This window comes from Corynebacterium mendelii, from assembly GCF_017307055.1.
Taxonomy (GTDB): Bacteria; Actinomycetota; Actinomycetes; order Mycobacteriales; family Mycobacteriaceae; genus Corynebacterium; species Corynebacterium mendelii.
On sequence record NZ_JAFLEQ010000008.1, the window covers coordinates 206,403 to 228,915 of the forward strand.

The 22,513-nt window shown below is 60.4% G+C and carries 20 protein-coding genes and 1 pseudogene; 11 read left to right on the plus strand and 10 right to left on the minus strand.

The window, feature by feature from the left end; all coding sequences use genetic code 11:
- Positions 1–238: 238 nt before the first annotated feature.
- From mobA to JZY06_RS04245, 4 genes are all read right to left on the minus strand, one after another.
- Entirely contained in the window at positions 239–844 is a 606-nt protein-coding gene (mobA, locus tag JZY06_RS04230; protein ID WP_207118555.1) for a molybdenum cofactor guanylyltransferase, read from the minus strand.
- Positions 841–1,320, minus strand: a complete 480-nt coding sequence (gene moaC, locus JZY06_RS04235) for a cyclic pyranopterin monophosphate synthase MoaC (RefSeq protein WP_207118556.1) — start codon at positions 1,318–1,320, stop codon at positions 841–843. Before moaC ends, mobA begins: the two co-directional genes overlap by 4 nt.
- Positions 1,317–2,546, minus strand: a complete 1,230-nt coding sequence (locus JZY06_RS04240; RefSeq protein ID WP_330617080.1) for a molybdopterin molybdotransferase MoeA — start codon at positions 2,544–2,546, stop codon at positions 1,317–1,319. The genes moaC and JZY06_RS04240 overlap by 4 nt, the downstream gene beginning before the upstream one ends.
- A 78-nt stretch (positions 2,547–2,624) precedes the next feature.
- Positions 2,625–3,365, minus strand: coding sequence for a HesA/MoeB/ThiF family protein (locus JZY06_RS04245; RefSeq protein WP_207118557.1), 741 nt, complete (start codon positions 3,363–3,365; stop codon positions 2,625–2,627).
- A 112-nt stretch (positions 3,366–3,477) separates the two neighbouring features.
- On the opposite strand from JZY06_RS04245, the gene JZY06_RS04250 reads away from it, so the two are divergent.
- From JZY06_RS04250 to JZY06_RS04275, 5 genes and pseudogenes are all read left to right on the plus strand, one after another.
- Positions 3,478–3,942, plus strand: coding sequence for a macro domain-containing protein (locus JZY06_RS04250; protein WP_207118558.1), 465 nt, complete (start codon positions 3,478–3,480; stop codon positions 3,940–3,942).
- Positions 3,943–4,014: 72 nt separating this feature from the next.
- Positions 4,015–4,767: pseudogene (locus JZY06_RS04255) on the plus strand (SDR family oxidoreductase).
- A 561-nt stretch (positions 4,768–5,328) separates the two neighbouring features.
- Positions 5,329–6,105, plus strand: coding sequence for a molybdate ABC transporter substrate-binding protein (gene modA, locus JZY06_RS04265; protein ID WP_207118560.1), 777 nt, complete (start codon positions 5,329–5,331; stop codon positions 6,103–6,105).
- A gap of 89 nt (positions 6,106–6,194) precedes the next feature.
- Positions 6,195–6,977, plus strand: coding sequence for a molybdate ABC transporter permease subunit (locus JZY06_RS04270; protein ID WP_207118561.1), 783 nt, complete (start codon positions 6,195–6,197; stop codon positions 6,975–6,977).
- 4 nt (positions 6,978–6,981) lie between these two features.
- Positions 6,982–8,010 carry a sulfate/molybdate ABC transporter ATP-binding protein gene (locus JZY06_RS04275; protein ID WP_207118562.1) on the plus strand — a complete coding sequence of 343 codons (1,029 nt, stop codon included), beginning with the start codon at positions 6,982–6,984 and terminating at the stop codon, positions 8,008–8,010.
- Between the two features lie 63 nt (positions 8,011–8,073).
- Here the strand turns inward: JZY06_RS04275 and JZY06_RS04280 are convergent, their stop codons facing one another.
- From JZY06_RS04280 to JZY06_RS04295, 4 genes are all read right to left on the minus strand, one after another.
- Positions 8,074–8,211, minus strand: a complete 138-nt coding sequence (locus tag JZY06_RS04280; RefSeq protein WP_207118563.1) for a hypothetical protein — start codon at positions 8,209–8,211, stop codon at positions 8,074–8,076.
- Between the two features lie 469 nt (positions 8,212–8,680).
- Positions 8,681–9,139 carry a holo-ACP synthase AcpS gene (gene acpS, locus JZY06_RS04285; RefSeq protein WP_207118564.1) on the minus strand — a complete coding sequence of 153 codons (459 nt, stop codon included), beginning with the start codon at positions 9,137–9,139 and terminating at the stop codon, positions 8,681–8,683.
- A gap of 1,022 nt (positions 9,140–10,161) precedes the next feature.
- A complete protein-coding gene (locus JZY06_RS04290) occupies positions 10,162–11,454 on the minus strand; it encodes a Fic family protein (RefSeq protein WP_207118565.1) in 1,293 nt (430 codons plus the stop codon).
- 644 nt (positions 11,455–12,098) lie between these two features.
- The gene (locus tag JZY06_RS04295; protein WP_207118566.1) at positions 12,099–12,377 is read right to left on the minus strand and encodes a hypothetical protein; all 279 of its coding nucleotides are present in this window, start codon (positions 12,375–12,377) and stop codon (positions 12,099–12,101) included.
- Between JZY06_RS04295 and JZY06_RS04300 the strand changes: the two genes are divergently transcribed.
- The 5 genes from JZY06_RS04300 to JZY06_RS04320 all read left to right on the plus strand — a co-directional run bounded on the left by JZY06_RS04300 (position 12,361) and on the right by JZY06_RS04320 (position 18,961).
- Positions 12,361–13,113, plus strand: a complete 753-nt coding sequence (locus JZY06_RS04300; RefSeq protein WP_207118567.1) for a TSUP family transporter — start codon at positions 12,361–12,363, stop codon at positions 13,111–13,113. The two genes, JZY06_RS04295 and JZY06_RS04300, sit on opposite strands and share 17 nt — an antisense overlap.
- Before the next feature lie 832 nt (positions 13,114–13,945).
- Positions 13,946–15,193 (plus strand): sugar ABC transporter substrate-binding protein, encoded by a 1,248-nt coding sequence (locus JZY06_RS04305; protein ID WP_207118568.1) that lies wholly within the window; start codon positions 13,946–13,948, stop codon positions 15,191–15,193.
- Positions 15,194–15,343: 150 nt separating this feature from the next.
- On the plus strand, positions 15,344–16,939 hold the full coding sequence (locus tag JZY06_RS04310) for an ABC transporter permease subunit (protein WP_207118569.1): 1,596 nt from the start codon (positions 15,344–15,346) through the stop codon (positions 16,937–16,939).
- Positions 16,940–17,827 (plus strand): sugar ABC transporter permease, encoded by an 888-nt coding sequence (locus JZY06_RS04315; protein ID WP_207118570.1) that lies wholly within the window; start codon positions 16,940–16,942, stop codon positions 17,825–17,827.
- A gap of 792 nt (positions 17,828–18,619) precedes the next feature.
- Positions 18,620–18,961 (plus strand): hypothetical protein, encoded by a 342-nt coding sequence (locus tag JZY06_RS04320; protein ID WP_207118571.1) that lies wholly within the window; start codon positions 18,620–18,622, stop codon positions 18,959–18,961.
- A 522-nt stretch (positions 18,962–19,483) separates the two neighbouring features.
- On the opposite strand, the gene JZY06_RS04325 is transcribed toward JZY06_RS04320, so the two are convergent.
- A complete protein-coding gene (locus tag JZY06_RS04325; RefSeq protein ID WP_207118572.1) occupies positions 19,484–20,005 on the minus strand; it encodes a GNAT family N-acetyltransferase in 522 nt (173 codons plus the stop codon).
- 323 nt (positions 20,006–20,328) lie between these two features.
- Between JZY06_RS04325 and JZY06_RS12190 the strand changes: the two genes are divergently transcribed.
- Positions 20,329–21,429 (plus strand): ImmA/IrrE family metallo-endopeptidase, encoded by a 1,101-nt coding sequence (locus tag JZY06_RS12190; RefSeq protein WP_207118573.1) that lies wholly within the window; start codon positions 20,329–20,331, stop codon positions 21,427–21,429.
- Positions 21,430–21,916: 487 nt separating this feature from the next.
- On the opposite strand, the gene JZY06_RS04335 is transcribed toward JZY06_RS12190, so the two are convergent.
- Positions 21,917–22,513 (minus strand): transposase (locus tag JZY06_RS04335; protein WP_207118574.1); only part of this gene is annotated, 597 nt, incomplete at its 5' end.

The following is a 22,513-nucleotide window of genomic DNA, read 5'->3' on the forward strand; positions in this document are numbered from 1 at the left end:
AAATTAAAATTAGGTGACCATCAACTCGCTATTGTGCCTTGTTAGGCGCCAAGTTATTGTGGATGTGTAGCGGCACATTTTTTTTCGAAAGGCCGCGAAGTGGTGGAGCCTGCCGCCGGGCGGGTGTCGTGTGTAAAAAAATCAGCGGTACGGCCGCCGGTTGCATGGGAAAGCCGCTCTGAGGGGATGGGATCGGTTTTTCAACCGGATCACTGGCAACGACCGGCGCCGTTTTTTGTCATGATTGTGCCCGCTGCTGTTTGTGGCGCTGTAGGTCTGTTCTGCCACGGGTGATGGCGTGGCGTTCAACATCAGCGGGTGTATCAATGTCGTCGGTGACGGTTGGGTCGACGTCAATCATCTTGAAGTTGATGGCTGCAAGGTGTTTTTTCAGCGAGTCGTTGTCCGTGGCGCCGGCAAAAGCTGCGGCAAGTTGGTTTAAAGGGGCGACGAAAGCGAGGAACTGGGTTCTGCCGCCGGAGACCAGCATCACCGGTTGACCGCCGCCCGGTGCAGCCAGTGACTGTGCCACTGTGTGCGGGTGAGCCCAGTCGCAGGCTGTCACCAGTACCGGGGTTGATCCATCCAGATCCGACAGTGCGTCCAGTCCGGCTTTGACCGCCACAGCCGGTCCACCGAAGCGGGTTTTTTCGACTGCATGCCGGGAACCCAGGACAGCGTGGGCCGTGGGTCCCACCACCACACCGGGGCCGGGAAAGTGGTGTTGAATGGCCGATACTGTGCGCACCACCAGGGTTTCACCGTCTTTTTCAAGCGCGGCTTTGTCGCATCCGCCCAGCCGTGAGCCTTTCCCGCCGGCCAGCACAATGTAGCTTGCGGTCACGTGTCGTCCGGACGGTGCCAGTCGCCGGATTTTCCACCGGTTTTGTGAATCAGTTTGATCTCTTCGATGGCGGTTGCTTTGTCCAGGCCCTTGACCATGTCGACAATCGCCAGGGCGGCCACACTGACGGCGGTCAGTGCTTCCATCTCAACACCGGTGCGGTCGGCGGTTTTCACCGTCGCTTCGATGGCCACGCCACTGTCGGTGACCTGAACATCCACACTGGCGCCGTGAACACCGATGATGTGGGCCAGGGGAAGCAGGTCGGCGCATTTTTTCGCCCCACTGATGCCGGCGATTCTGGCCAACGCCATCACATCACCCTTGGGAACTGATTCATCGCGTAAGGCTGCAACCACATGTGGTGCGCAGCGCACCATTCCCCGGGCGGTCGCGGACCTTACGGTGGGCTTTTTTTCGGTGACATCGACCATGCGGACATGCCCGCGGCTGTCGGTGTGCGTCAACTGTGTCATTGCGTGATCTCCCAGACTTCGACTGTGTCGCCGTGATGGACCGCATCGGTGGTGGCCGGAACAAAAGCCAGGGCCTGGGCCGCGGCGAGCCGGCCAACCAGATGGGAACCCGATCCCATGGCGGTTGCCGGTCTGACAGTACCGTCTTCGATCACCACCGGCATGAACTGGGCGCGGCCCTGCGGGCACTTCCAGGCCTGTGCCGCGGTGGCGGTGAAGGTTCTGCGCACCGGATCAGTGCGGCCCGATAAAGCATGCAGCGCCGGGCGGACGAAAGCCTCGAAAGAAACGAAAGCACTCACCGGATTGCCGGGCAGGCAAAACACCAGGGTGCCGTCGGGGGCGCGCCCGAAGCCCTGCGGTTTACCGGGCTGCATCGCAATTTTGTCGAAGCGGATGTCCCACCCGGAGCGTTCCATCTCCAGGCGGACCACATCGAAAGCACCCACAGACACCCCACCGGTGGTGATCACCACATCCGCCAAAATGGCCGCCTGCTCCATGACGTCGATGAATGATCCGTCGACATCGTCGGCATGGAAAGTAGCCGACAAGTCACAGCCGTTTGCCGCCACCAGGTTGGCGATCAGCGGGGTATTCGAGTTGTAGATTTGCCCCCGTTCCAGCGGACCGTAGCCGGGTTCGATCAGCTCACTTCCGGTGGACACCACCGCCACCCGGGGCAGCGGATGGACCGCGACTTCCTCCACCCCGCAGGCCACCAGCGCGGAGACCGCCCTGGCACCCAGCAGCTGCCCTTTTTCGGCAACCACTTCCCCGGCGTGGACATCCTCCCCGGCTTTCCTGATGTGGGCGCCGGGCCCGGGGGTGGCGGTCACCGTGACAGTCGACGGCGGTGTGCCGGTCACCGCCGTTCCCAGTGTTGTTTGTTCCAGCGGCACAACCGCATCCGCGCAATCGGGTACCGCCGCGCCGGTCATAATCCGCGCGCACTGACCCGGGCCGAACACCGGATTCGCCGGGGAACCGGCCGGAATATCGGCCACAACCTCAAGGGTGGCGGGAACGGACACAACATCCCCGCGGCGCACCGCGTAGCCGTCCATGGCAGAGTTGTCGAACACCGGCATGGGGGTTCCGGCCGTGGCATCTTCAGCCAGCACCATTCCCCGCACAGCCGAAGTGTCGGCGTACACCGGGGCAAGCGGCCGGGCACAGGCCATAATGCGGCGGATGTGGTCGTCAAGGTCAAGCAGGGCTGCCACGGGACACAAACTCCTTGGGGGAAAACAACCGGTGCGGTTGTTTTCGGATGGGAACCAGGAAAAGGAAAAAGAGAAAACCTACCTGCCCAGTGTAATTAAACGCACCGTTGAATCGGCGGTATCCCACACCTGCAGGCGGCGGTCAAGTATGGTTCCCGTACCGGTGACAAGTTTGACGACCTCCCCTGCCATGGCGGATCCGACCTGCCCGCACAGGGGTGAAAACGTGCCCTCCACACCACCCTGGCGCCCGGGGGCGGCCAGCACACTGTCCCGGTCAACAACATCATCAATGGTCGCACCGCCGGGAACAAACACGGTGCACATGCCGTCGAACGCGACCACACTTCCCCACACCAGGGCAAGACCCAACCGGGTGCAGGCATCGGCCACCGCGAAGCGGGTCGGCCAGTTGTCGGAGGTATCGACCACCACGTCGCTTCCCCCCAGCAGCCGGTCAGCATTATCCGCGGTGATTGTTTCCGCGATCCCGGCAACCGTCCCGCAGGGCATCATCGGCTGCAGTACACCGGCCGCCACCACAGCTTTCCTGTCCCCGAGATCAGCTTCCCGGTAGAGGGTCTGGCGGGCCAGATTGTGCCGCTCAACCACATCGTCATCGATGATCCGCAGCACCCCCGGTTCAGCGGCGGCAAGAAGCGTCAGCAACGGGCAGGCCAATCCGCCGGCACCGACCACCGTCACAGTCGATGAGGCGAGACGGTCGATACCCGCTTGCCCCCACAAAGGGCGGTGCCTGAACTGTCTTTCTGCCCGCGCCCCGGGGCTGTCCGGTTGATCAGGGTGTTTGTGGTGCATGCCCCAACCGTAGAACACCCCGGGCACGGCTGTGCGGCACGCCCCGTGTCCCCGCCGCCCACCCGGCACAAGCCGCCCGGAACGGCACCGGCGGTCTGATAGTCTCCGGGGCATGAGTTGTGAAATAGTCACCGGTGACATCACCACCATCGCAGCCGATGCCATCGTCAACGCGGCCAACACTGATCTGGCGCCCGGTGGCGGTGTCTGCGGGGCTATTTTTGCCGCCGCCGGGGCGGAGCAACTGGAACAAGCCTTAGCCGGTCTGGGCCCGATTGCCACCGGCGAAGCCGTGGCCACCCCGGCTTTCGGTTTGAACGCAACAATCATCATCCACGCCGCAGGACCCATCTACTGCAACCACACCCCGGCGGAAGCCGAACGGCTGCTCGCCGACGCCTACCGCAACAGCATTGAACTGGCGGCTGAGAAGGGATGCTCCTCGATTGCGTTCCCGTTGATCTCTTCCGGTATCTACGGGTATCCGAAAGACGAGGCACTCAAGGTAGCCCAACGAAGTATCACACAGGCGCTTGCCGACCGTGATATGAGGGTTATGCTGGTCCTCTACGGATAGATAAGCCGTGGTTTACCCGCGGGGTGCCGGCGGGGGGAGCTGTCAGTCATCCGCACAGCCCGCACCCTGAACGTGACCGGCGGCAACACCGGAATCGGCGCCGCCATCTGTCCGGCGGCCGGGCGCGCCGGGGCCAATGCTGTTGACGACTACATGTGCAATGACGCCGCCGCGCACGAGGTGGGGGAACAGGTCCGGCAGGCGGGCGGCAACGCCATTGCGGTGAAAACCGATGTCCTGCGGCCTGCGGAAGTGAAAAAACTGGTCACCACTGCCGTCGGTGCTTTCGGCAGGATCGATGTGGTGGTCAACAATGCGGGGATTGTGACCGGCAAAAACATCCTCGACTCCGACGAGGGGGATTTCAACGCGGTCATCGGCACCAATCTGAAAGGACCGTACTTCGGCTGCAAATATGCCGCCGAGCAGTTCATTGTCCAGGGATGCACCGCGGCGGATCCCGGAGTGGTGATCAATATCAGCTCCGTCCACGAATTTTGGCCGATGCCCGGCAACAACGCCTACTGTGTCGCCAAAGGGGGCTGCGGATGCTGGCCAGAAACGCCGGTGTGGAACTCGGTGGTCTCGGGGTGCGGGTGGTCAATATTGCCCCGGGTGCTGGTGATACCCCCTTCCACCAGCAGACTGCGGCAGACCCGGTGACATTGGGGCGGCCAGAAAAAAACCATTCCTCTGGGGCGTGCGGCCAAACCGGAACAGATCGCTGAAGCGGTCCTGTTCGCTCCGTCGGCAGCCGGGTCCTATCTCACGGCCACCACCATCACCGTCGACGGCGGAAGATCGGTCTATTCCACCGGACTGTAGAACACACCACCCGCCCTCAGGTATCGCCCGGTGAAAAAACAGTGCTGTGCACAATGTGTGCACAATGCGTGCAGATTAGGGCCGCTATTCTGCCCGCTGCAGGTCACAGGTGGTGTAAAACGACAGTGATGATGCCGCGGCCACAGCAACGTGTCACACCCGGCGCGGTGTTGTCCGGCACTGTAGCCGACAACCCGCCGGTACACTGACACCGCCGGGGTCCGGTGGGCAGCCGCCCCTGTGTTTCGGGTCCACTGAGCCGTGGACGAATATTTCCGTCAGCCGGATCACGGATGCATGCAGTGCACAAACCCTTAATCTTCGGCGGTGTCGGCAGTGTGTGTTGCCCCGCTCTGCGTGACAGCGCACACCGGGCAGATTTGTGGTGCATCTGGCGGGTGCGGTGGACGTGGGTTGGGATTCATCCCGCTAGGGTGGTTGCGGACAGTCGGTCGCTGGATCGGCGAGAATGAAAAAACCGCTGAAAAAGCAGCTGTGCCGGGCGTGGGTCGTGCTGTGTACCGGTGGTGTTGTTTGAGGTAACGATTGAGGAGAATGGGCATGCGTGGATTGCGTGCAACTGCCGCGGTACTGACCTGTGTCGCTGTTATGGGAAGTGGGGGATGTTCCCCCCGGTCATCGGATGATGGTGCCCCGGCTTCGCTCACAGACGCCCCGGTGCGGGTTCTTGCGGCCGCATCGTTGACCGATGCTTTCCAGACCATGATCGACAGTTTCACAGCCGAACACCCGGAGGTGGAGTTTGCGCCGCTTGTCACCGGTGGTTCACAGAAACTGGTGCAGCAGGTCAACGAAGGTGCTCCGGCGGATGTGCTGGCACTTGCCGGGGAGGAAAACCTTAAGGCGCTCACAGCCCCGGCAGCGGATGCCGATTTCCGGATCTTTGCCACCAACACACTGGTGATCGTCACCCCGAAGGGAAATCCGAAACACATCTCCGGTTTGTCGGATCTGGCGGCCGATGATGTGCGGGTGGCGGTCTGTGTCAGGCAGGCACCCTGTGGACGGGCCACCGGAAAACTCCTGGATACATACGGCATTGCTGTTCACCGGCCGACAGAGGAAAACAATGTGCGGGCCACCCTGGCGAAAGCGGAGATCGGGGAGGTTGATGCGGCCGTGGTCTACCGTTCCGATGCCCTGGGAAACGATGCTGTCGATACCGTGGTCGTTGCCGAGGCCGCCGATATTGTCAACCGCTACCCGATTGCGGCTTTAAGCGACAGTGACGCCGCGGAGCAGTTCGTGGACTATGTGGTCTCTGACAAGGGGCAGAAAATCCTGGCGGATAAGGGCCTGGGCGGGCCGGTCCGGTGACCGGCACACAACGTGCCCGGCCGGCGCTGTCAACTGTCACCGGGGCACGACGGGAACGAAAAAGCATGTGGGATTAAGGTGTGTCGCTGATGAGAATTCCCTGGCCGGTGACAGCCGCAGCCGGAGTGTGCCTGCTGTTTGTGGTGCTGCCGCTCGTTTCACTTTTCACCCGCGTCAACTGGGCGGAGTTTTCGTCCGTGGTGTCCTCGTCGGCGGCATTATCGGCGCTGCTGCTGTCTTTTGCCACAGCTTTGTCAGCCACGTTGCTGTGCGTGCTGCTCGGCGTTCCGCTGGCCATGGTCATTGCCGCGGCGGGACCGAAACTGGCCGCCGGGCTGCGCTGTGTGGTGATGGTTCCGCTGCTCATGCCGCCCCTGGTCGGTGGTTTGGCGCTGCTGGCGTTTCTGGGGCGCCACGGCCTGGCCGGCCGGGCGCTGGGGTTTGTCGGGATCACCGTTCCCTTCACCACCCCGGCGGTGGTGATCGCCCAAACGTTTGTGGCGCTGCCTTTTCTGGTGATTCTTGTCGAACAGGCCATCAGAAGCATTGACCCGCGGCTGGCCGGTGTTGCCCGCACCCTGGGCGCCGGGGATGCCACCGTCTGGTCACGGGTGACACTGCCGCTGGTGGCCCCGGCCATCACCGCCGGGGCAACGTTGAGTTTTTCCCGGGCACTGGCTGAATTCGGGGCCACGGCCATGTTCGCCGGCAATGTGGAATCAACAACCCGCACCATGCCGCTGGCGATCTACACCGCTTTTTCCGGCGGCATGCTTGATGTGGAACAGGCCTACGCGCTGTCGGTGATTCTGGTGGCCGCTGCCGTCGGTGTCCTGGTTGCCCTGCGCGGCTGGCGGGTTGGTGGGGTGTAGAACCATGTCACTTCCCTTGACCGGGCAGGTGGTCGTGCAGCGGGGTGATTTCATGCTCGACTGCAGGCTGAATACCGCTGCCGGTGAACGTCTGGCCGTGATCGGGCCGAACGGCTCCGGAAAATCCACTCTGGCTGAAGGCCTGGCGGGCATGGTGGCCATGGATCCCGGATCCACTGTTGCTTTGGGGGGAATGCCACTGGCATCCACCCCGGCAAGAAAACGCCGCATCGGATATCTGGCACAGGACTCCCTGCTGTTTCCGCACCTGGACGTCCGAAAAAATGTGGCATTCGGACCCCGGTGCAGCGGTATCGGCACACACCAGGCACACGCAATCGCCGACACAGTCCTAAAGCAGGTTGCTGCCGGGCACCTGGCGGGAAAGAAACCGGGGCAACTGTCCGGCGGACAGCGGCAGCGGGTGGCCCTGGCACGATCCCTGGCAGTCAAACCTGAACTGCTGGTGCTTGACGAGCCTTTTGCGGCCCTTGATGTGGAAGCCGCCGCTGATATGCGGGAACTGGTATCCGACCTGTGCGGGCGGCACAACCTGGGGCTGGTGCTTATCACCCACGACATGATTGATGCAGTCCGGCTCTGCGGGAAAGTAGTGGTCATGGAGCAGGGAGCAGTGGCGGAAAAACTCACCACCGATCAGCTGCGGCGTGCACCAGCGACTGCTTTCGCCGCCGCATTCGCCGGACTGGCACGGGTCGAGGGAACCATCGCTGCTGGAGTATTTACTGCAGATGCCCCGAATCCCGTCACTATTGCGGTGGATGCTGCCACAGACATTGATTGCGGCGACGGGCCGGCAGTACTTCTTGCGGGAGGCGACGAAGTGCAGCTGGCTGGCCCGGCGACACCCGGCGCCATTGACACACAGGTTGCCCGGATCACCGGTGACGGCCCGCAGCTGAAAGCACTTCTCGACTGCGGGCTGGCCGCACACATTCCGGTCGGCACCACCCTGCAGCCCGGTCAACGGGTGTCCGTGCGTCTTAGTGGTGGACGGATAAGACACAGGTAGCAGTGCCCGGGCGTTTTTTCCGGATATCGGTGATACCCGCCAGCTTTGCGGAGCCGCTCCCGGTCAGGCAGCCCGGCGCAGGCATGCTGCGGCCACGGTCTGAACATCCATTCCGGATACATCCGCCGACAGATGCACCACCGGGCTGTCCAGCATTCCGGGGAAGTCGTCGACGGTGGTGCCATCACAGACTTTCCGCACGGCACAAAGAACCTGACTCAGGTTTTTCCGGCAGCACCGGGCGCGCCGGGAACAAGCCGGTCAAGGCACCACCAAGATCCGGGTTGCCCGCGCATTCACCAAGCAGTTCCGCCCGTGCCCGCTGGGTATCCCGGTCATCGGGCAGCCGGTCGACAGCTGTGTCCGCCACAGTGGCGGCCTGCGTGATATCCAACTCGACGGGAACCGGCAATGAAGCGAACAGCCTGGTATGCCGCCGGACAATCCCGGTGGCGGCAAGATCGATCAGTGCCGCCCCGGTTGACGCAACAAAAACCGGTGGTCCCCGGTTTCAGACCGGCCTGCTGGTCAACCCATCATGGGTCAGCATCCCGGTGCCGCCGCATGCGGTAGGCTTCACGGACGCCTGTCCGACTTTTGCGGCGGTAGCCGGATCAGTGTGTGACTTCATGGTCGGCGCTTCCGGAAGAACAATAAACTGTACTGTCGTCTATCGCACAAGGCGGTCTATTCCGTCGGCCAGCACCACTATTGCGGTGGCATAGTCACCGTCATGGCTGATTGACAGTGAACACTGCACAGGCCCAATTGAATCATCGACCGCTTGCCTGATGTGTCCTGCCAGGTTGATGGCCACCCGGCCGAAAGCATCGGGGATGACCTCGATCTCCGTGAAGTCGACTTTTTCCTCGGCTACCACCGGCGGGCAACCGTAGAGTGCCTGTGACCACGCTTTGATGAACGCTTCTTTCGCCGCCCACCGGCCTGCCAGATGCTCTGTCCGGGAAAAGGGTGGCTTGCGGTTGGCGGTGCGCTGTTCCCGTGCGGAAAACACATCCATGAACCGGGTGCCGGGCTGGGCGAGCTGTTCGCCGAAAGAGGGAATGTGCACCAGGTCAATACCGGTGGCGGGAAGAAATGGCGAAGCGCTGCCCTGCAGGTCGCTCATGTGGCTGCCTCCTTCGGGTGTGAACCGTGGTGCCTACTGTCACTGTAATAGCAACTGCACGACGGGGCAGCGGCTACCGGTTCAACCGGTAGGTGGTGGGCTTCCCACGGCCGTCTTCCATATCGACCAGCCCTTCGTCCACCGGGTATGCCAGCCGTAACACACATGCCCCAGTGACAAACCGGTTATCTCACTCAGGTCCCGGACGCTGAGCCTGCCGCTGGATTGGGAAAGCCCTGAACTGTCTGCCGAAGAAACGGGGTTCCTTATGTAGCGGGCAGGCTTTTGGGTGGCTGGGGGCAGCGAAACACGCGCGATCACCAGCTTCTTGCCGTCGATGTCGACCGTTTGAAAAACCAGATCCGGTGAAGAGGTAACACTGTTGCGGGGCGGTTAAAGATGGTGTGCTTTCACATTGTTCTATGTCATCTACACCCACCACGTTGAAACGGCCGCCGGCCTCATCCACACCAAGAATGATCGACCCGCCGTTGGGCATGTTCGCAAGAGCACCGAGTGTGTGCCCGAGTGTTGGAAGGTCTCTGTTGGAAGATCTCACCTCTGTCGAGGTGGTGTCTCCTCGCCCCATCCTCATCTGATCGAGGATTTCACGCACCTTGTTGATGGCCAACTGCACAAGTGCAGTCTATCGAGTAGGTGGAAAACCGGCTTTTTCGGCCTGTAAAAATTCGGCTGAACGATCTTCCTGCAAGAGTTGTTGATTTTTGTACGGAACATGGCGAAGCAACCACCATTTCTTCCGCGGGTGACAACACCTCCCCGCGGGGAAAGCGATTTTTTACGCCTTAAGCTGCTGCGAGAAAAAGGTTCCTGCCAACTTAAGTCTTATGTTGTCGTCAAACGTGCCGACGGATGTACTTAGTCGCTAAATGGAGTCTACGGTCGGGCTCGCTCCATCTCCATCCCGGATTTGGTGAGTGTTTGTGAATCAGGACTGGTTGAGTCTTGCAACAACCTCGGCTTGGGTTGCACCGTGTCACTGCTGTGTTTTCGCCGTTTGCTTACCTCTTATTGATTGCGGGAACCGGAAACGCGGGTGGTGCAACGGATGTGTCGAGAGCAGGTGAAGCCAGCCTGCGTTCCGTCATTGTCATCAGGTCGAATAGCTCAAGTGTAAGGTAGGCGTTTGTCCGTTTGGCAATGGATCGTTTGGTGAGGATTCCGGCTTCCACAAGTGTCGTGAGGGCTCTTCGGGCTGCGGTGGCAGTTATTTCAAGTCTGTCGACAGCAAGATCGACGGTAACAAGGGGCATTTCTGGTAGATTCGCCAGAATGCGTGCCTCAGCTGAATCGGACCGGAGCGCGCGAGTTTTACCGGATGTTGTGCGATGGGTAAACAGCTTGTCCTGCCAGCTCAGTCTGATCTTTTCGATGGCATCGTTGAAGACGGTGACCTGGTCGATGGCACAGTCCATGCTGTCCAAGAAGTAACTGCACCAATCGTCCAATCCTTGTGTTGGGTTTCTGACGTCCCGAAAACTGGATAAAGCTGCAATGTAAGCATCCTTGTTATTGGCAAGAACAAGACTCACCGGGATGATTGTCGTGCCGCACAACCCGGAGCCACTCAGGATGGTGTGGATGAGCGCACGGCCGATGCGTCCATTTCCATCGGCGAAGGGGTGAATCGTTTCGAACTGGGCATGGGCGATCGCAGCCTGGGCAAGAACGCTGTGGTGTGCACCGTTGACGTAGTCGATGAAATCAGCCATGAGACAGGGAACTTCCTCTGGTGGAGGCGGCACAAATGCGGCACCTATGGGATTGTGCTGGTTGCCACCGATCCAGTTTTGTACAGTGCGAATTCCATGCAGGTTGCGTTGTGGAACGAGAGAGGCCTGACACTGTTGAAGATCTTCCACAGTCAAATTGCCGGTTCCTTTACGGACAAGCGTGCTGAGCACTTCCATATTGGCTGCTACCTGTTCCGCTACTGAACCAGGTAGTTTGTCCGGCTGCTTGCTCCGCAGGAATTCAGCTACGGCAACTTTGTCTGCGCCCGGGGCCATTCCCTCGATGTGGGATGAAGCGATCGATTCACTGCGTGCAAGGAAACGAGACAGGTCTTCCAGTACGCCTGTGTCCGGTCTGGTGGCCAGGCGTGTGAGCTGTTGTTGGACCCGCAGTGCTTGTGCGGCGACGTCTTGGCTGAGCCGAAGGTCCCTTTTTGAGAGACGCTCCGGAATGAATGCCTTGAACGTTCCTGACAAGCGAGAGCGCTTTGAATAACCACTTTGATCCGGGGCGCTCCAAGTCTGGTCAATCCAAATGCCTGCAGTGGGGTGGGAATTCATGGGACTCCATGGAAAATCTGTAGCCTTCTGGGGCTATCTGGCGGACCTAGCGGGGCTGCATGATCAAGATCAAGGGATAGTTTCATGACAACTTAATCCTTAAGTTGTCACGAAATATGAGTTTATGTCAACTTAGTGTCTAAGTTGGTGCGAACCGTGAGTTCGCGACAGCTGAAAGTTTAAGTTGTCACCAAACTAGTTCGTGGGCTGGTTTGTCCTCGCATCGGGTTTCGGTCCAGTTTTTCCATCGTCGAAAAGACCATCGCAATGGAAGCTTATGGGGAATCACTGCGTTTGACATGCGTGGCTGATACATCGGGAAATCGTGAAAAGTTCGGTTCGGTTTGTTCTTTGTTTTCAATTTCGGAATGTGAAGGCTGCCGGGGGTAGGTTTCCAGTCTCCGGCTGCTGGGGATGTTTGTGCAGTTAATGATGGATTTTCGGCAGTTTCGGCTGGCTGCCTTTGCCGGGTGGTGAAAATTTAGAAGGTTGCGCTTTTCAGGGCTATTTAGCCTTTCACCTTGCTGATGATCTGGTCGTGTTACCTCCGGGTTGGGCAGAAAAGTCTGTTTACGATCCCTTTTTCTAGGAGGTGGGCGTGGTTGGGGTGTCAAATGAGAAACGTGAAAGTGTGGATCGCTTTACTATTTGTTTCGTATTTCAGGTTTCCCGGTCAGCATTTCACACCCCATCGACGCGGCTGATAGATGCTTGTTATTGCAGGTAGTGGTGGGTTCTGTGATCGGTGTATGGGAAATTGCGAAAGTTTGACTTTTTTTGCGATTTGTTTTGACTTTGTGGTCATCGTTTGTAGTTTCCGGTTTGGTGGGCGGGCGCTGAGCTGCCGGGGCAGTGGCAGAACGCGTCACATCATCTGTCGTTGAGTTTTTGGTAGCGTCGTTGGCTATGTCGCCTTCTGTCATGCTGCTTATCGTGGCACTCACCGCTGCGACCGGCGCCATGATCCAACGCCTGTCCGGCATGGGGTTCGGATTGTTGTCCGTACCGGTGCTGGTGGTTGTTTTGGGGCCTGTCGACGGTGTTCTGGTCGTCAACGCGCTGGCCGTGATCAACGCGGCACTGACCACCTGGACAGTGCGCCAGTTCGTTGACTGGGCAAAGTTCCGCATTATCGCCCCGGCACTTTTTGTCGGTGCTTTTCCCGGGGTGTGGCTGATCAGGGTTCTTCAGCCGGCACCCCTGCAGATCACTGTCGGTGTGCTGCTCCTGGTTGCTCTGGCCGTGGTGATCGGCGGGGCGAGGTTCTTCCCGCCGGTTGAAGGAAAGATTCCGGCTGTCATCGGCGGATTGTGCGGTGGTTTCATGAACACGATTGCCGCTGTCGCCGGCCCGGCGATCACCGTCTATGCGCAGGCGGCACGGTGGCCGCACGCCACGTTGGCCGCCACCTTGCAGCCGCTGTTCGTGGTCAGTGGGGCGGTGAGTTTCATGCTGAAGATTCTGCTCGGCGCCGGATCGGTTGAGTCGGTCAACCCCTGCCTGTGGCCGGCGGCGGTTGCCGGGATGTTCATCGGTATCGCCACCGGGGCGGTCCTGTCGCGTTATGTGCCACGGCAGTGGGCCAGGCGGGTGGCGCTTGTTGTGGCGGGAAGCGGCGGACTGGCCGCGGTTGTCCGCGGAGTCGTGTCCCTCGGCTAGCCGGGGGCAGGTCCTGCCGCACAAAGTGGTGCGCGCGATTTTTCGTCACACAAGACCGTCACCGGTTACATGCCGCCCGCACCAGCCGGAAAACGGAAAAATCACACAACCTGATGCGTCGCACCACCCGTTGCGGGCTGCTGCGGCACACGGGTATCCACGCCACCGTCACCGTTGATGACTCGCCCCGTCCGGTCAGATGCCGGGGAATTATTCGCCGGCACCCCTAAGTGTTTGTGCGTCCCGTCTGCGTGCATGCAGACAACCTGCAGCTGTCCCTGACTAGGTTTGTTTTTTTGCTCCGGGTGTCCCGGCGGGACAGGGGAAGGTATGTGGGAACGGGCACTGTGGGCGGCTGGGGGGCATTTCCGCACCGTGCGATGGTTAAAAAACAGCACCGTGCCGGTGTGTTGCGGGCCGGGAAGACGGCCGGACACCGGGTGGCTCAGGCAGGGCAGGCTAACCCGCAGGTTGGCAGCACGTGTTCTAGATGCCCGCGGGCCGGGCGGCCCGCGGGCGCGCCCGCCGGGGCGCAACCGCCGCATCGTATCGGGCTGCCGGCACGGCCGGTGTGCGCCGCTGCCGTCTCCGCCCCCGGTGGTGCCGTATCCGGCACGCCGCCGACAGCGGGTGAAAAGTCACATTTTTATTGCGATTGTTTCCTGTGACACGTAAGTTGGGAGGGGATATCCGGGCGGAGATGCCCGGTTATGTGTCACTGCCCCGCAACCGGTGCACACAGTGCCAGCAACAGGGCTTGTGTGCACTGTAGCTTTATCCGGTGCGGGCGGCACCATTTCCGACGACCTTGAAAAGGATCCGGTTGATCAACATGAAAAAACTTTTGGCAGCACTGTCCGGCGCCGCGCTGACGGTCAGCCTCGCCGCCTGCGGCGGCGGGGCCAGCGATGATGCGGCTGCGCCCGCCGAGTCCCCGGCAGACAAGACTGCGGAAGCCTCCGCCGACGGTGAACTGGTTATCTGGGGCGATGAGACCCGCGGTGACGTGGTCAAAGCCCTCGGCGATATCTTCGAAAAAGAAACCGGCGTGCACGTGAAATTCGTGCAGAAGTCCAACGACAACATCTCCGACGACTGGACGAAGCAGGTCGCTGCGGGCCAGGGGCCGGATCTGATTGTCACCGCGCATGATCACCTGGGCGGCTGGGTCAAAGACGGCGTGGTCGGCACGATCGATTTCTCCATGAAAAAGGACAAGTTCCTGCCCGTGGCCGTGCAGGGTGTCACCTACAACGGGCAGACCTACGGCGTGCCCTACGCCATTGAAAACGTGGCGCTGGTGCGCAACAACGCGCTGACCCAGGCGGAACCCGCCACCTTCGACGAGATGATCGAGGCCGGTCAGCAGTCCGGTGCGAAATACCCGCTGATCGTCCAGTCCGATCCCACCAACGGCGATCCGTACCACATGTACGCCTTCCAGACTTCCTTCGGCGCGCCGGTGTTCAAGTCCACCGATGAGGGTTACACCGACGAACTCGGCATGGGCGGCCCGGAGGGCCAGGCGTTTGCCGGATGGCTGGCCGAACAGGGTGCCGCAGGGCAGTTCGATGTCAATATCACCGGTGACAAAGCCAAGCAGGAATTCGGCAACGGGGAAGCGGCCTTCACCATTACCGGCCCGTGGAACATTCCCTCCTTCAAGGACAAGGGACTGGATATCTCCGTCCTGCCGATCCCGTCGGCCGGCGGGGAAACCGCCAGCCCGTTCGTCGGTGTCCAGGCGTTCTTCCCGAACCCGAAGTCGAAGAACCCGCTGATCGTCAACAAGTTCCTGACCGATGTGGTCGCCAGCGAAAACGGCCAGATCGCCGCCTACAAAGCCGGTGAGCGTTCACCGGCATGGGTCTCGGCCGCAGAGCAGGTCGATGATCCCATCGTCAAGGGATTCACTGAAGCCGGCGGCAACGGCGCCCCCATGCCCGCCATTCCGGCGATGAATGCCGTCTGGCAGTTCTGGGGCTCCACCGAAGCCAACATCACCCAGGGCAAGCAGCAGCCGCAGGAAGGCTGGGACGCCATGATCGGCAACGTCGAGAAGGCCATCGCGGACAACTAGAACACCGCCCACCCTTATCTTTTCCCCAAAGACACCGGGCCCGCCACTGGTACTGCGCATTCAACCCGGCGTGTCCACGCATCCCGCGTGGACGCGCCGGAGCACACAACACCACAGTGGCGGGTCCACTTTCATTCGCGAGGACCCCCTATGGCGGCTACAACCACCACCGATACAGACACCTCCGTGAACACATCCACCGACCACGGCCACGCCCGCAGATACGGGCCGGGTTTTCTGGCCAAGCTTGCCGTTATGGCCCTGATCAACGCCCTCGGCCTGTACGGCATCTGGGCTGCCTGGGCTGTCGAGTCCTACACAATCGTCGCCGTGATGATCGTCGGGCTTGTGGTCATCGACTGGATCTACTTCACCCCGCGGGCACTGCCCGCCAAATACCTGGCCCCCGGAATGGCGTTTTTGCTGGTCTACCAGCTGTTCGTCATGGGCTACACCGGCTACATCGCCTTCACCAACTACGGTTCCGGGCACAACACCACCAAAGAAGACGCCATCAGCCAGATCATGGCCCAGAACGAAATCCGCACCCCTGATGCGGTGACGCTTCCGGCTGCGGTTGTCGAAAAAAACGGCACCCTCGGGCTGGCGGTGGTTGACGCGGACGGAAACGTCAGCGTCGGCGATGCGGACCATCCCATGAAACCCGCTGACGGAGCCACCGTCGAGGGAACGACAATCAAAGACATACCCGGCTGGGAAATGCTTGGTCTTGCGCAACTGCAGGACAACCAGTCGGCCATCACCGGGCTGCGGGTTGCCGCCGGTGAAGATGCCAATGCCGGGGCCTGGAAAACAGAAACCGGATCATCTGCGTTCATCGCCTCGTCGGTCTACACCTACGACAAGCAGGCGGACACCCTGACCAACACGCAAACCGGGGAAACCTTCCGTGACACCGGCACAGGGGCCTTCACCTCTGACGGGGGACAGGAACTCTATCCCGGATGGCGGGTGCCGGTGGGACTGCAGAACTTCAAGGACATGGTTGTCGGCACCGACATCGCCGGGCCATTTTTCAGGGCCCTGGTGTGGTCGTTTGCGTTCGCCATCCTGTCAGTGCTGACCACCTTCGCCCTGGGACTGTTTTTGGCCATCGTATTCAACGACGAACGGATCAAAGGCCGGAAAATCTACCGCAGCCTGCTGATCCTGCCGTACGCGTTCCCGGCCTTTTTGTCGGCGCTGGTCTGGCGCGGGATGATGAACGAAAAATACGGCTTCATCAACCAGGTGCTGCTCGGCGGGGCCGACATCCCCTGGCTCAGCGACGGATTCCTGGCCAAGATATCGATTCTGATCGTCAACCTCTGGCTCGGTTTCCCCTACATGTTCCTCATCTGCACCGGCGCGCTGCAGTCGCTTCCCGGTGATGTGGTTGAAGCAGCCAAAATCGACGGGGCCAGCGCACTGCGCCAATTCTGGTCGATCACCCTGCCGCTGGTGCTGGTGTCCACCGCACCGCTTCTGATCGCCAGTTTCGCCTTCAACTTCAACAACTTCTCGTTGATTTACATGCTCACCGGCGGCGGCCCCAACTATCCGGGGATCTCTGTCCCGGTCGGCCACACCGACATTCTGATTTCCCTGGTCTACGCCATCGCATTCGAAGGCGGTTCCCAGCGCTACGGACTCGCGGCAGCCATGTCGATCGTCATCTTCCTCATGGTGGGTGTGATCTCCTGGCTGGGATTCAGGCAGACCCGCAAACTCGAGGAGATGGTGTAAATGGCGACGACGCACTCGACGCACCGACAAGTCAACAAACCGTCCGCCGCCAAATGGTGGCGGGAAGTCGGCTGGCGCCACATCGTCGGCGTGGTCATGATTGTTTTCTGCATCGTGCCGCTGTTGTATGTGGTCTCCACCGCCCTGCAGCCGAACGCGACCCTCACCGGATCGAACAAGCTGTTTTCCACCGTCAGTTTCACCAACTTCGTCGCCCTCAACGACACCCTGTTTTGGCGGTGGGCCATCAACTCGCTGGTGGTGTCATCGGTGACGGCCATCGGAACCGTGCTCATGGCCGCTGCCGCCGCCTACGCGTTCTCCCGGTTCAGGTTCACCGGTCGGCGGGCCACCCTGACGTTTCTTCTGCTGGTCCAGATGTTCCCGCAGATGCTCGCCTTTGTGGCCATCTTCCTGCTGCTGCTCGGGCTGCAGGAGGTGTTCCCGGTTCTCGGCCTGGATTCGCTGCTCGGACTGATCTTCGTCTACCTGGGCGGGGCACTGGGCGCCAACACCTTTTTGATGTACGGCTTTTTCAACACGATCCCGAAATCGTTGGATGAGGCGGCCAAACTCGACGGGTGCACGCACGCCCAAATCTACTGGCGGATCATCGTCCGCCTGGTCACCCCGGTACTGGCGGTGGTGGGGCTGCTGTCGTTTGTCGCCACCTTCGGTGACTTCGTGCTGGCCAATGTGGTGCTCCAATCAAACGAAAACTACACCCTGGCGGTGGGCCTGTACCAGTGGGCATCCGACGAACGGACAGCTCCCTGGGGTCTGTTTGCCGCAGCCAGCGTCCTGGCCGCCGTCCCGGTGATTCTGCTGTTCCAGTTCCTCCAGAAATACATTGTGACGGGACTGACCTCCGGTGGCGTGAAGGGATAGCGGCGCCTAGTGAACACATAAAATCCATCGGCTGCCGCCGGGTGCGCAACCACCCGGCGCCCGCGGCACCAATGAGCGTGACGGCCCTGTGTTTTTTCGGTTCCACCGAAAAAACACAGGGCCGTTGCATTGGGCGCTACCCGGGCAGCCGGCACCGTCACACATTGCCGGGGTGATGGAATTGACGCGGCGATGGCAAACCCCGGAAAAGGGGGAGAGTCATTCGGGTGAATGCGTGGTCCGGCGGACCATGTCCGGCTTTTCAAAAAACCCGTGGGCAAGGAAGAAAAGAGACGCTCCCCGCGGCCTTCAATGGTCAACAAGGGGTTCATGGTGTTTTGTGTTGTTGGTTTCGATGGTGCGGAACCCCCGGTCAGGGGGGCTGGTGCCCGTCGTACGCCAGCTATACAATCCAGCTATACGATCAACCCATCGAGGTCGAAAAATTAAAACATGCCCGTGAATGTCGGTTTTCAGGGCACATAGTGTGGGCGATGACGCCGCTGGCCCGGATCGGTGCACTGTGTCTGGTTGTGCAGCGGATTGTCCCGGCTGTTTTTCCCCTTATGTCTGATGCACTGGCCGGACCGCTGGGTATCAGTGGGCCGTTTGGATTCCGGGTGGCGGCGGGAGCTGTTGCGGCAGGACGTGTCGCGTGGCGGTCGTGGGCCAGGCTGTGCCACGGGATGGTTGCCGGCATCGTCCGCCGTGTGCGGCATCGGGGACTTGTGGCTGACGGGGCGTGCCCGTGACGGGCACATACATTGATTCTGCAAAGGAGTGGTTCTTCTTATGGGTACACACCAACAATGCGCCCGCCGTGCCCAGTGGGCGATGACGCCGCTGGCGTGGATTGGTGCAGCAGTGTTTGTCCTGTACTGGGCAGTGCTGATCAGCGATGTTTACGACATTGGGCCTGAGGCCTTGAGTACACCCCTGGATCTTTTCGGTGAGGTCGCCTATTTCCTGTTTTTCCTCCCCGTTACAGTCGGCCTGGTTATCAGTGGTGTTGTCGGCTGGCGGACGTGGAAACACAGCCGGTGTGAAGTGCCCGCCGGAATCGCCGGGATCCTGTTGCTGCTCAGCTTCCCGATGGTGCTCGTCTTGACCGCCGGTTCCCTGATGAGCCACTAGTTCGCTGCCGGCAGCTGTCCCGATTGTGCGCGATCCACCGGGGCCGCGCAGTTCCGTTCCGCCGGAAATCTATCCGGCAATCCGTGGGGCGGCACAGCGGGCGCTGTGTGCGGGCCGATTCCTGTACGCTGCCGGCGACGAAGGAGATGGCCAATATCTGTCTGGTGCTGAAATGGACAGAAAAACCACCGTGACGGTTGCCTTGCACTGGACAGCGTCGGCAAAAAAGATCCGGCCGTCACGGTTTCCCGCCCGTGGCCACAGGCCACGTTCGTCAGCTGCAAGCTCCCCGGACACACAGCCTGATGCCCGGCACTCACCACCAGTCCGAGAACAAAAAGCACCGTGTTTTTCACCATGACATCCTTTGCGGTTTCGGGTTGCAGAGAACTCTCACCGTCGCAGGAGAGCCGTCTACGGGACACCGGACCAGCCCCGCGATATCGTGTGGCGTCCTTTCCTGCCGCAGGCCAGGACCGTCCCCTGCCGCTGAATCGTTGTGGCCTTCTACCGACGATGAGTTCACGTTTTCTTGTGGTCGATCTTCCCGCGCGGCTTCTGGCGCAGCTCCCGGAGCATCACACCGTGTGCCTCCAGGCCCGCAACGTCAGCAAAGCCACAGGACAGGTAGAGGTTTCTGGCGGAATTTCCCTGTTCAACCGAGAGGCTTAAACCGGGGAGTTCCCGGTCGGTGCCTGCAGCGATGAGCCGCTGCAGCAGCGCACGCCCCACACCCTGTCCGCGGCTGGTTGCGGATACCCACAGCCCGATTTCCGGGATGTGTCCGTCAACGAATCCGTATCCGGGATCGTCTTCGGGCAGGAACAAAGCCCATCCGACCCCGATGGTCTGGCCGTCGACTTCCGCCACGAACCCGAAGTCGCCCCGTCCCGGAACAAGCAGTGTGTAGTGGGCAAAATCCGGGCGCGCGCGAATATCGTTGATCGTGAAACGTTGCCGGACCGCATTCAGATTCTCCAGGGTTGCCTGTTCCAGCAATCCGGTTTCTGAAATGCGGAGTTCACGGATAACGCAGCTGGGCATGTCACGAACATACACGAACGGCTCTTCGTCGTGTCGTGGGAAAAGCGTTCGTGTCGTCCACTGCCCGACCTGCCGGAATCACTGGTCTGCTGGAGCAGGTGCCTCCCGGCGCTGAAGCGGTGAGTGGAACAAGAATACGGATCGTTCCTGCCGCAACGGCGGTATTGTTTCGGCAACATTCAGCCGCCGGTGCGATGCTTTTGTGAAGCTGCAGGGCGGTTGAGTCGAAACGCGGTGTGCTGTTGACCGTCCCCGGATTTGGCGGCCCCGCGTCAGACTACTTTATGGACACAACTCTGGTGCACGAGTCGCAAAGACATACTGTGATTGATGGATCCGCCCATGGCATCGAGCATGAGGAGGTTACGGTGGCGGCAGGACCCCGGGTGACGGTTGCTCCCGGAATTCTCGAATGGGCGGTCACGCGTGCCGGCATACAACTTCACGATGCAATAAATGAGTATCCGAAACTCAAAGACTGGCTTGACGGACATCGTCAACCCACCATTCGTCAATTGGAAGATTTTGCCCGGCGGTTTCATGTTCCCTTCGGTGCACTGTTTCTCGACGAACCTCTTGACGACGACCCAGGCATTCCCGATATGCGGACGCCCGGCAGCACACCGGTAGCGGCCCCGTCACTGGATCTGCGCGACACGATCACGTTGTGCCGTCAACGGCAGTCCTGGTACGAGGAATACGCAACCACGCAGGGACATGCGCTGCCTGACATTCCCCGGCACACAACCGATGATGACCCGGTGGAGGCGGCAGAAAAATTCAGGCTCTCCGGTCGTCTGCCACTTGACCCGGAACAGCGTGCACGACCGGTCGGGCGGTTCCGGAGTGAGCTTATCCGCGCACTTCAAGATCTTGGGATTCTCGTGATGATCAGTGGTGTTGTTGGAAATAACTCCCGTCGGCCGCTGTCAAAAGACGAATTTCGTGGCTTCGCCCTGTCGAGCACCATGGCGCCTTTGATTTTCGTCAATGGTAAAGACACCCGAAACGCCCAGGTTTTCACCCTGCTTAACGAACTCGGGGCTCTGCTTTTGGGGCACAGTGCGCTGTCTGGTGGTGACCTGGCAACAGACAAGGGGGTCCTGCCGGAAGAACAGTGGTGCAATGCGTTCGCGGCGCAGTGCCTTGTCCCCGGGGAAAGCCTTCGCTCGCACTCGGACGGAAGTACAGCGTCAGGGGAACTGGATGCCTTGAGTTCGTACTACTGTGTTTCCTCCCTGGTGATCCTTATCAAAAGCGAAGCAACTGGGTCTGGTAAGCCCAGAAGAGTTTTCTTCTGTGTGGCGGCGGGAAGCCCGCCGAGTGGAAGAAAATGCCCAAAGCATGCCGTCACCGGATGGCGGCAACGCGATTGCCGACATGACACAGCGGCTCGGACACCGTTTCGTCAGCGGTGTTGTTAGAAGCTCTGTGGAGGGGACCACCGGTTGGGCCGAAAGCTACCGGTTGCTGTCGGTGAAGTCCTCCGGGACATTGAACACGGTGGCTGAACAGGTGCTCGGCTAGGGGGCTGTGTCATTGACGCGACTATTTTTCCCCATGCCAGCAACGATTGTTTCGGTTTCACCACAGCCCCGGGATTTTGGGATTTCCTCGATGAACAGCTCCCTCAAGGGAACCGGTGAGTCGATCAGCGGATGGTTGCCCCGTCCCGGAATTCATCGGCCTGGGGGACAAGAAGCCACGTGGGGTGGACCGGGCCACGCCCGCCCGCTGCTTGCTGTGCACGGTCGGATGGGGGGTGCTTCTATCTTGAATACAAGTCTTTGACTGTGTGAATGTGGTCACATTGTCTTGTCTTGCATTGTACTGCTGGTCTTGTGGCTTTGGGGACGTGGGTGGGAGCCGATTGTCGCTGGGGCAATCGGCTGGGGGCGTTGCGGGCCGGGTTTAAACGGCTTGTTTTTGCCGCTGGGCCGGGTGTTGCTCGTGATAGTAGGTCATATCTTTGAGCATTCGGAATATGACGTTACAGCGTCTTCGTGCCAGGCACATGACAGCGGCGTTGTGGCGCTTGTGTTCGGCTCGTTTCCGGTCATAGTATTGGTGTGAACGCTCGTGGAATCTGATGCTCGCGAAAGCCGATTGCCATAGGGCGTTCTTTAATTTTTTGTTGCCGCCCCTGTTCGGCCCGGAACTGTTGATTGATGTTCCTGATTGTCTGTCCTGTGGGCACAGGCCGGCGTATGAAGCCAGTTGGGCTGGTGTCCGGAAGTGGGATATGTCCCCGATGCACATCAGGATTGTTGCGGCTGTCTGGGGTCCGATTCCAGGCATGCTCAGCAGAATGTCGAACTGTGGTAGCTGACAGGCTAATGCCTCGACTTCACGGTGGACTGCCTCGCGTCGGCGGCTCAGTTCCAGGATCTGGTGGGCGTTGATTTTGATGCCGATGATCAGCTGTTTGGTACCGGGCATGGCTATCTTTTGGGCTTTGGCCGCGGCGATGATGCGCTCGATCAGGCTGCTGTAGCGTACAGCGCCGTG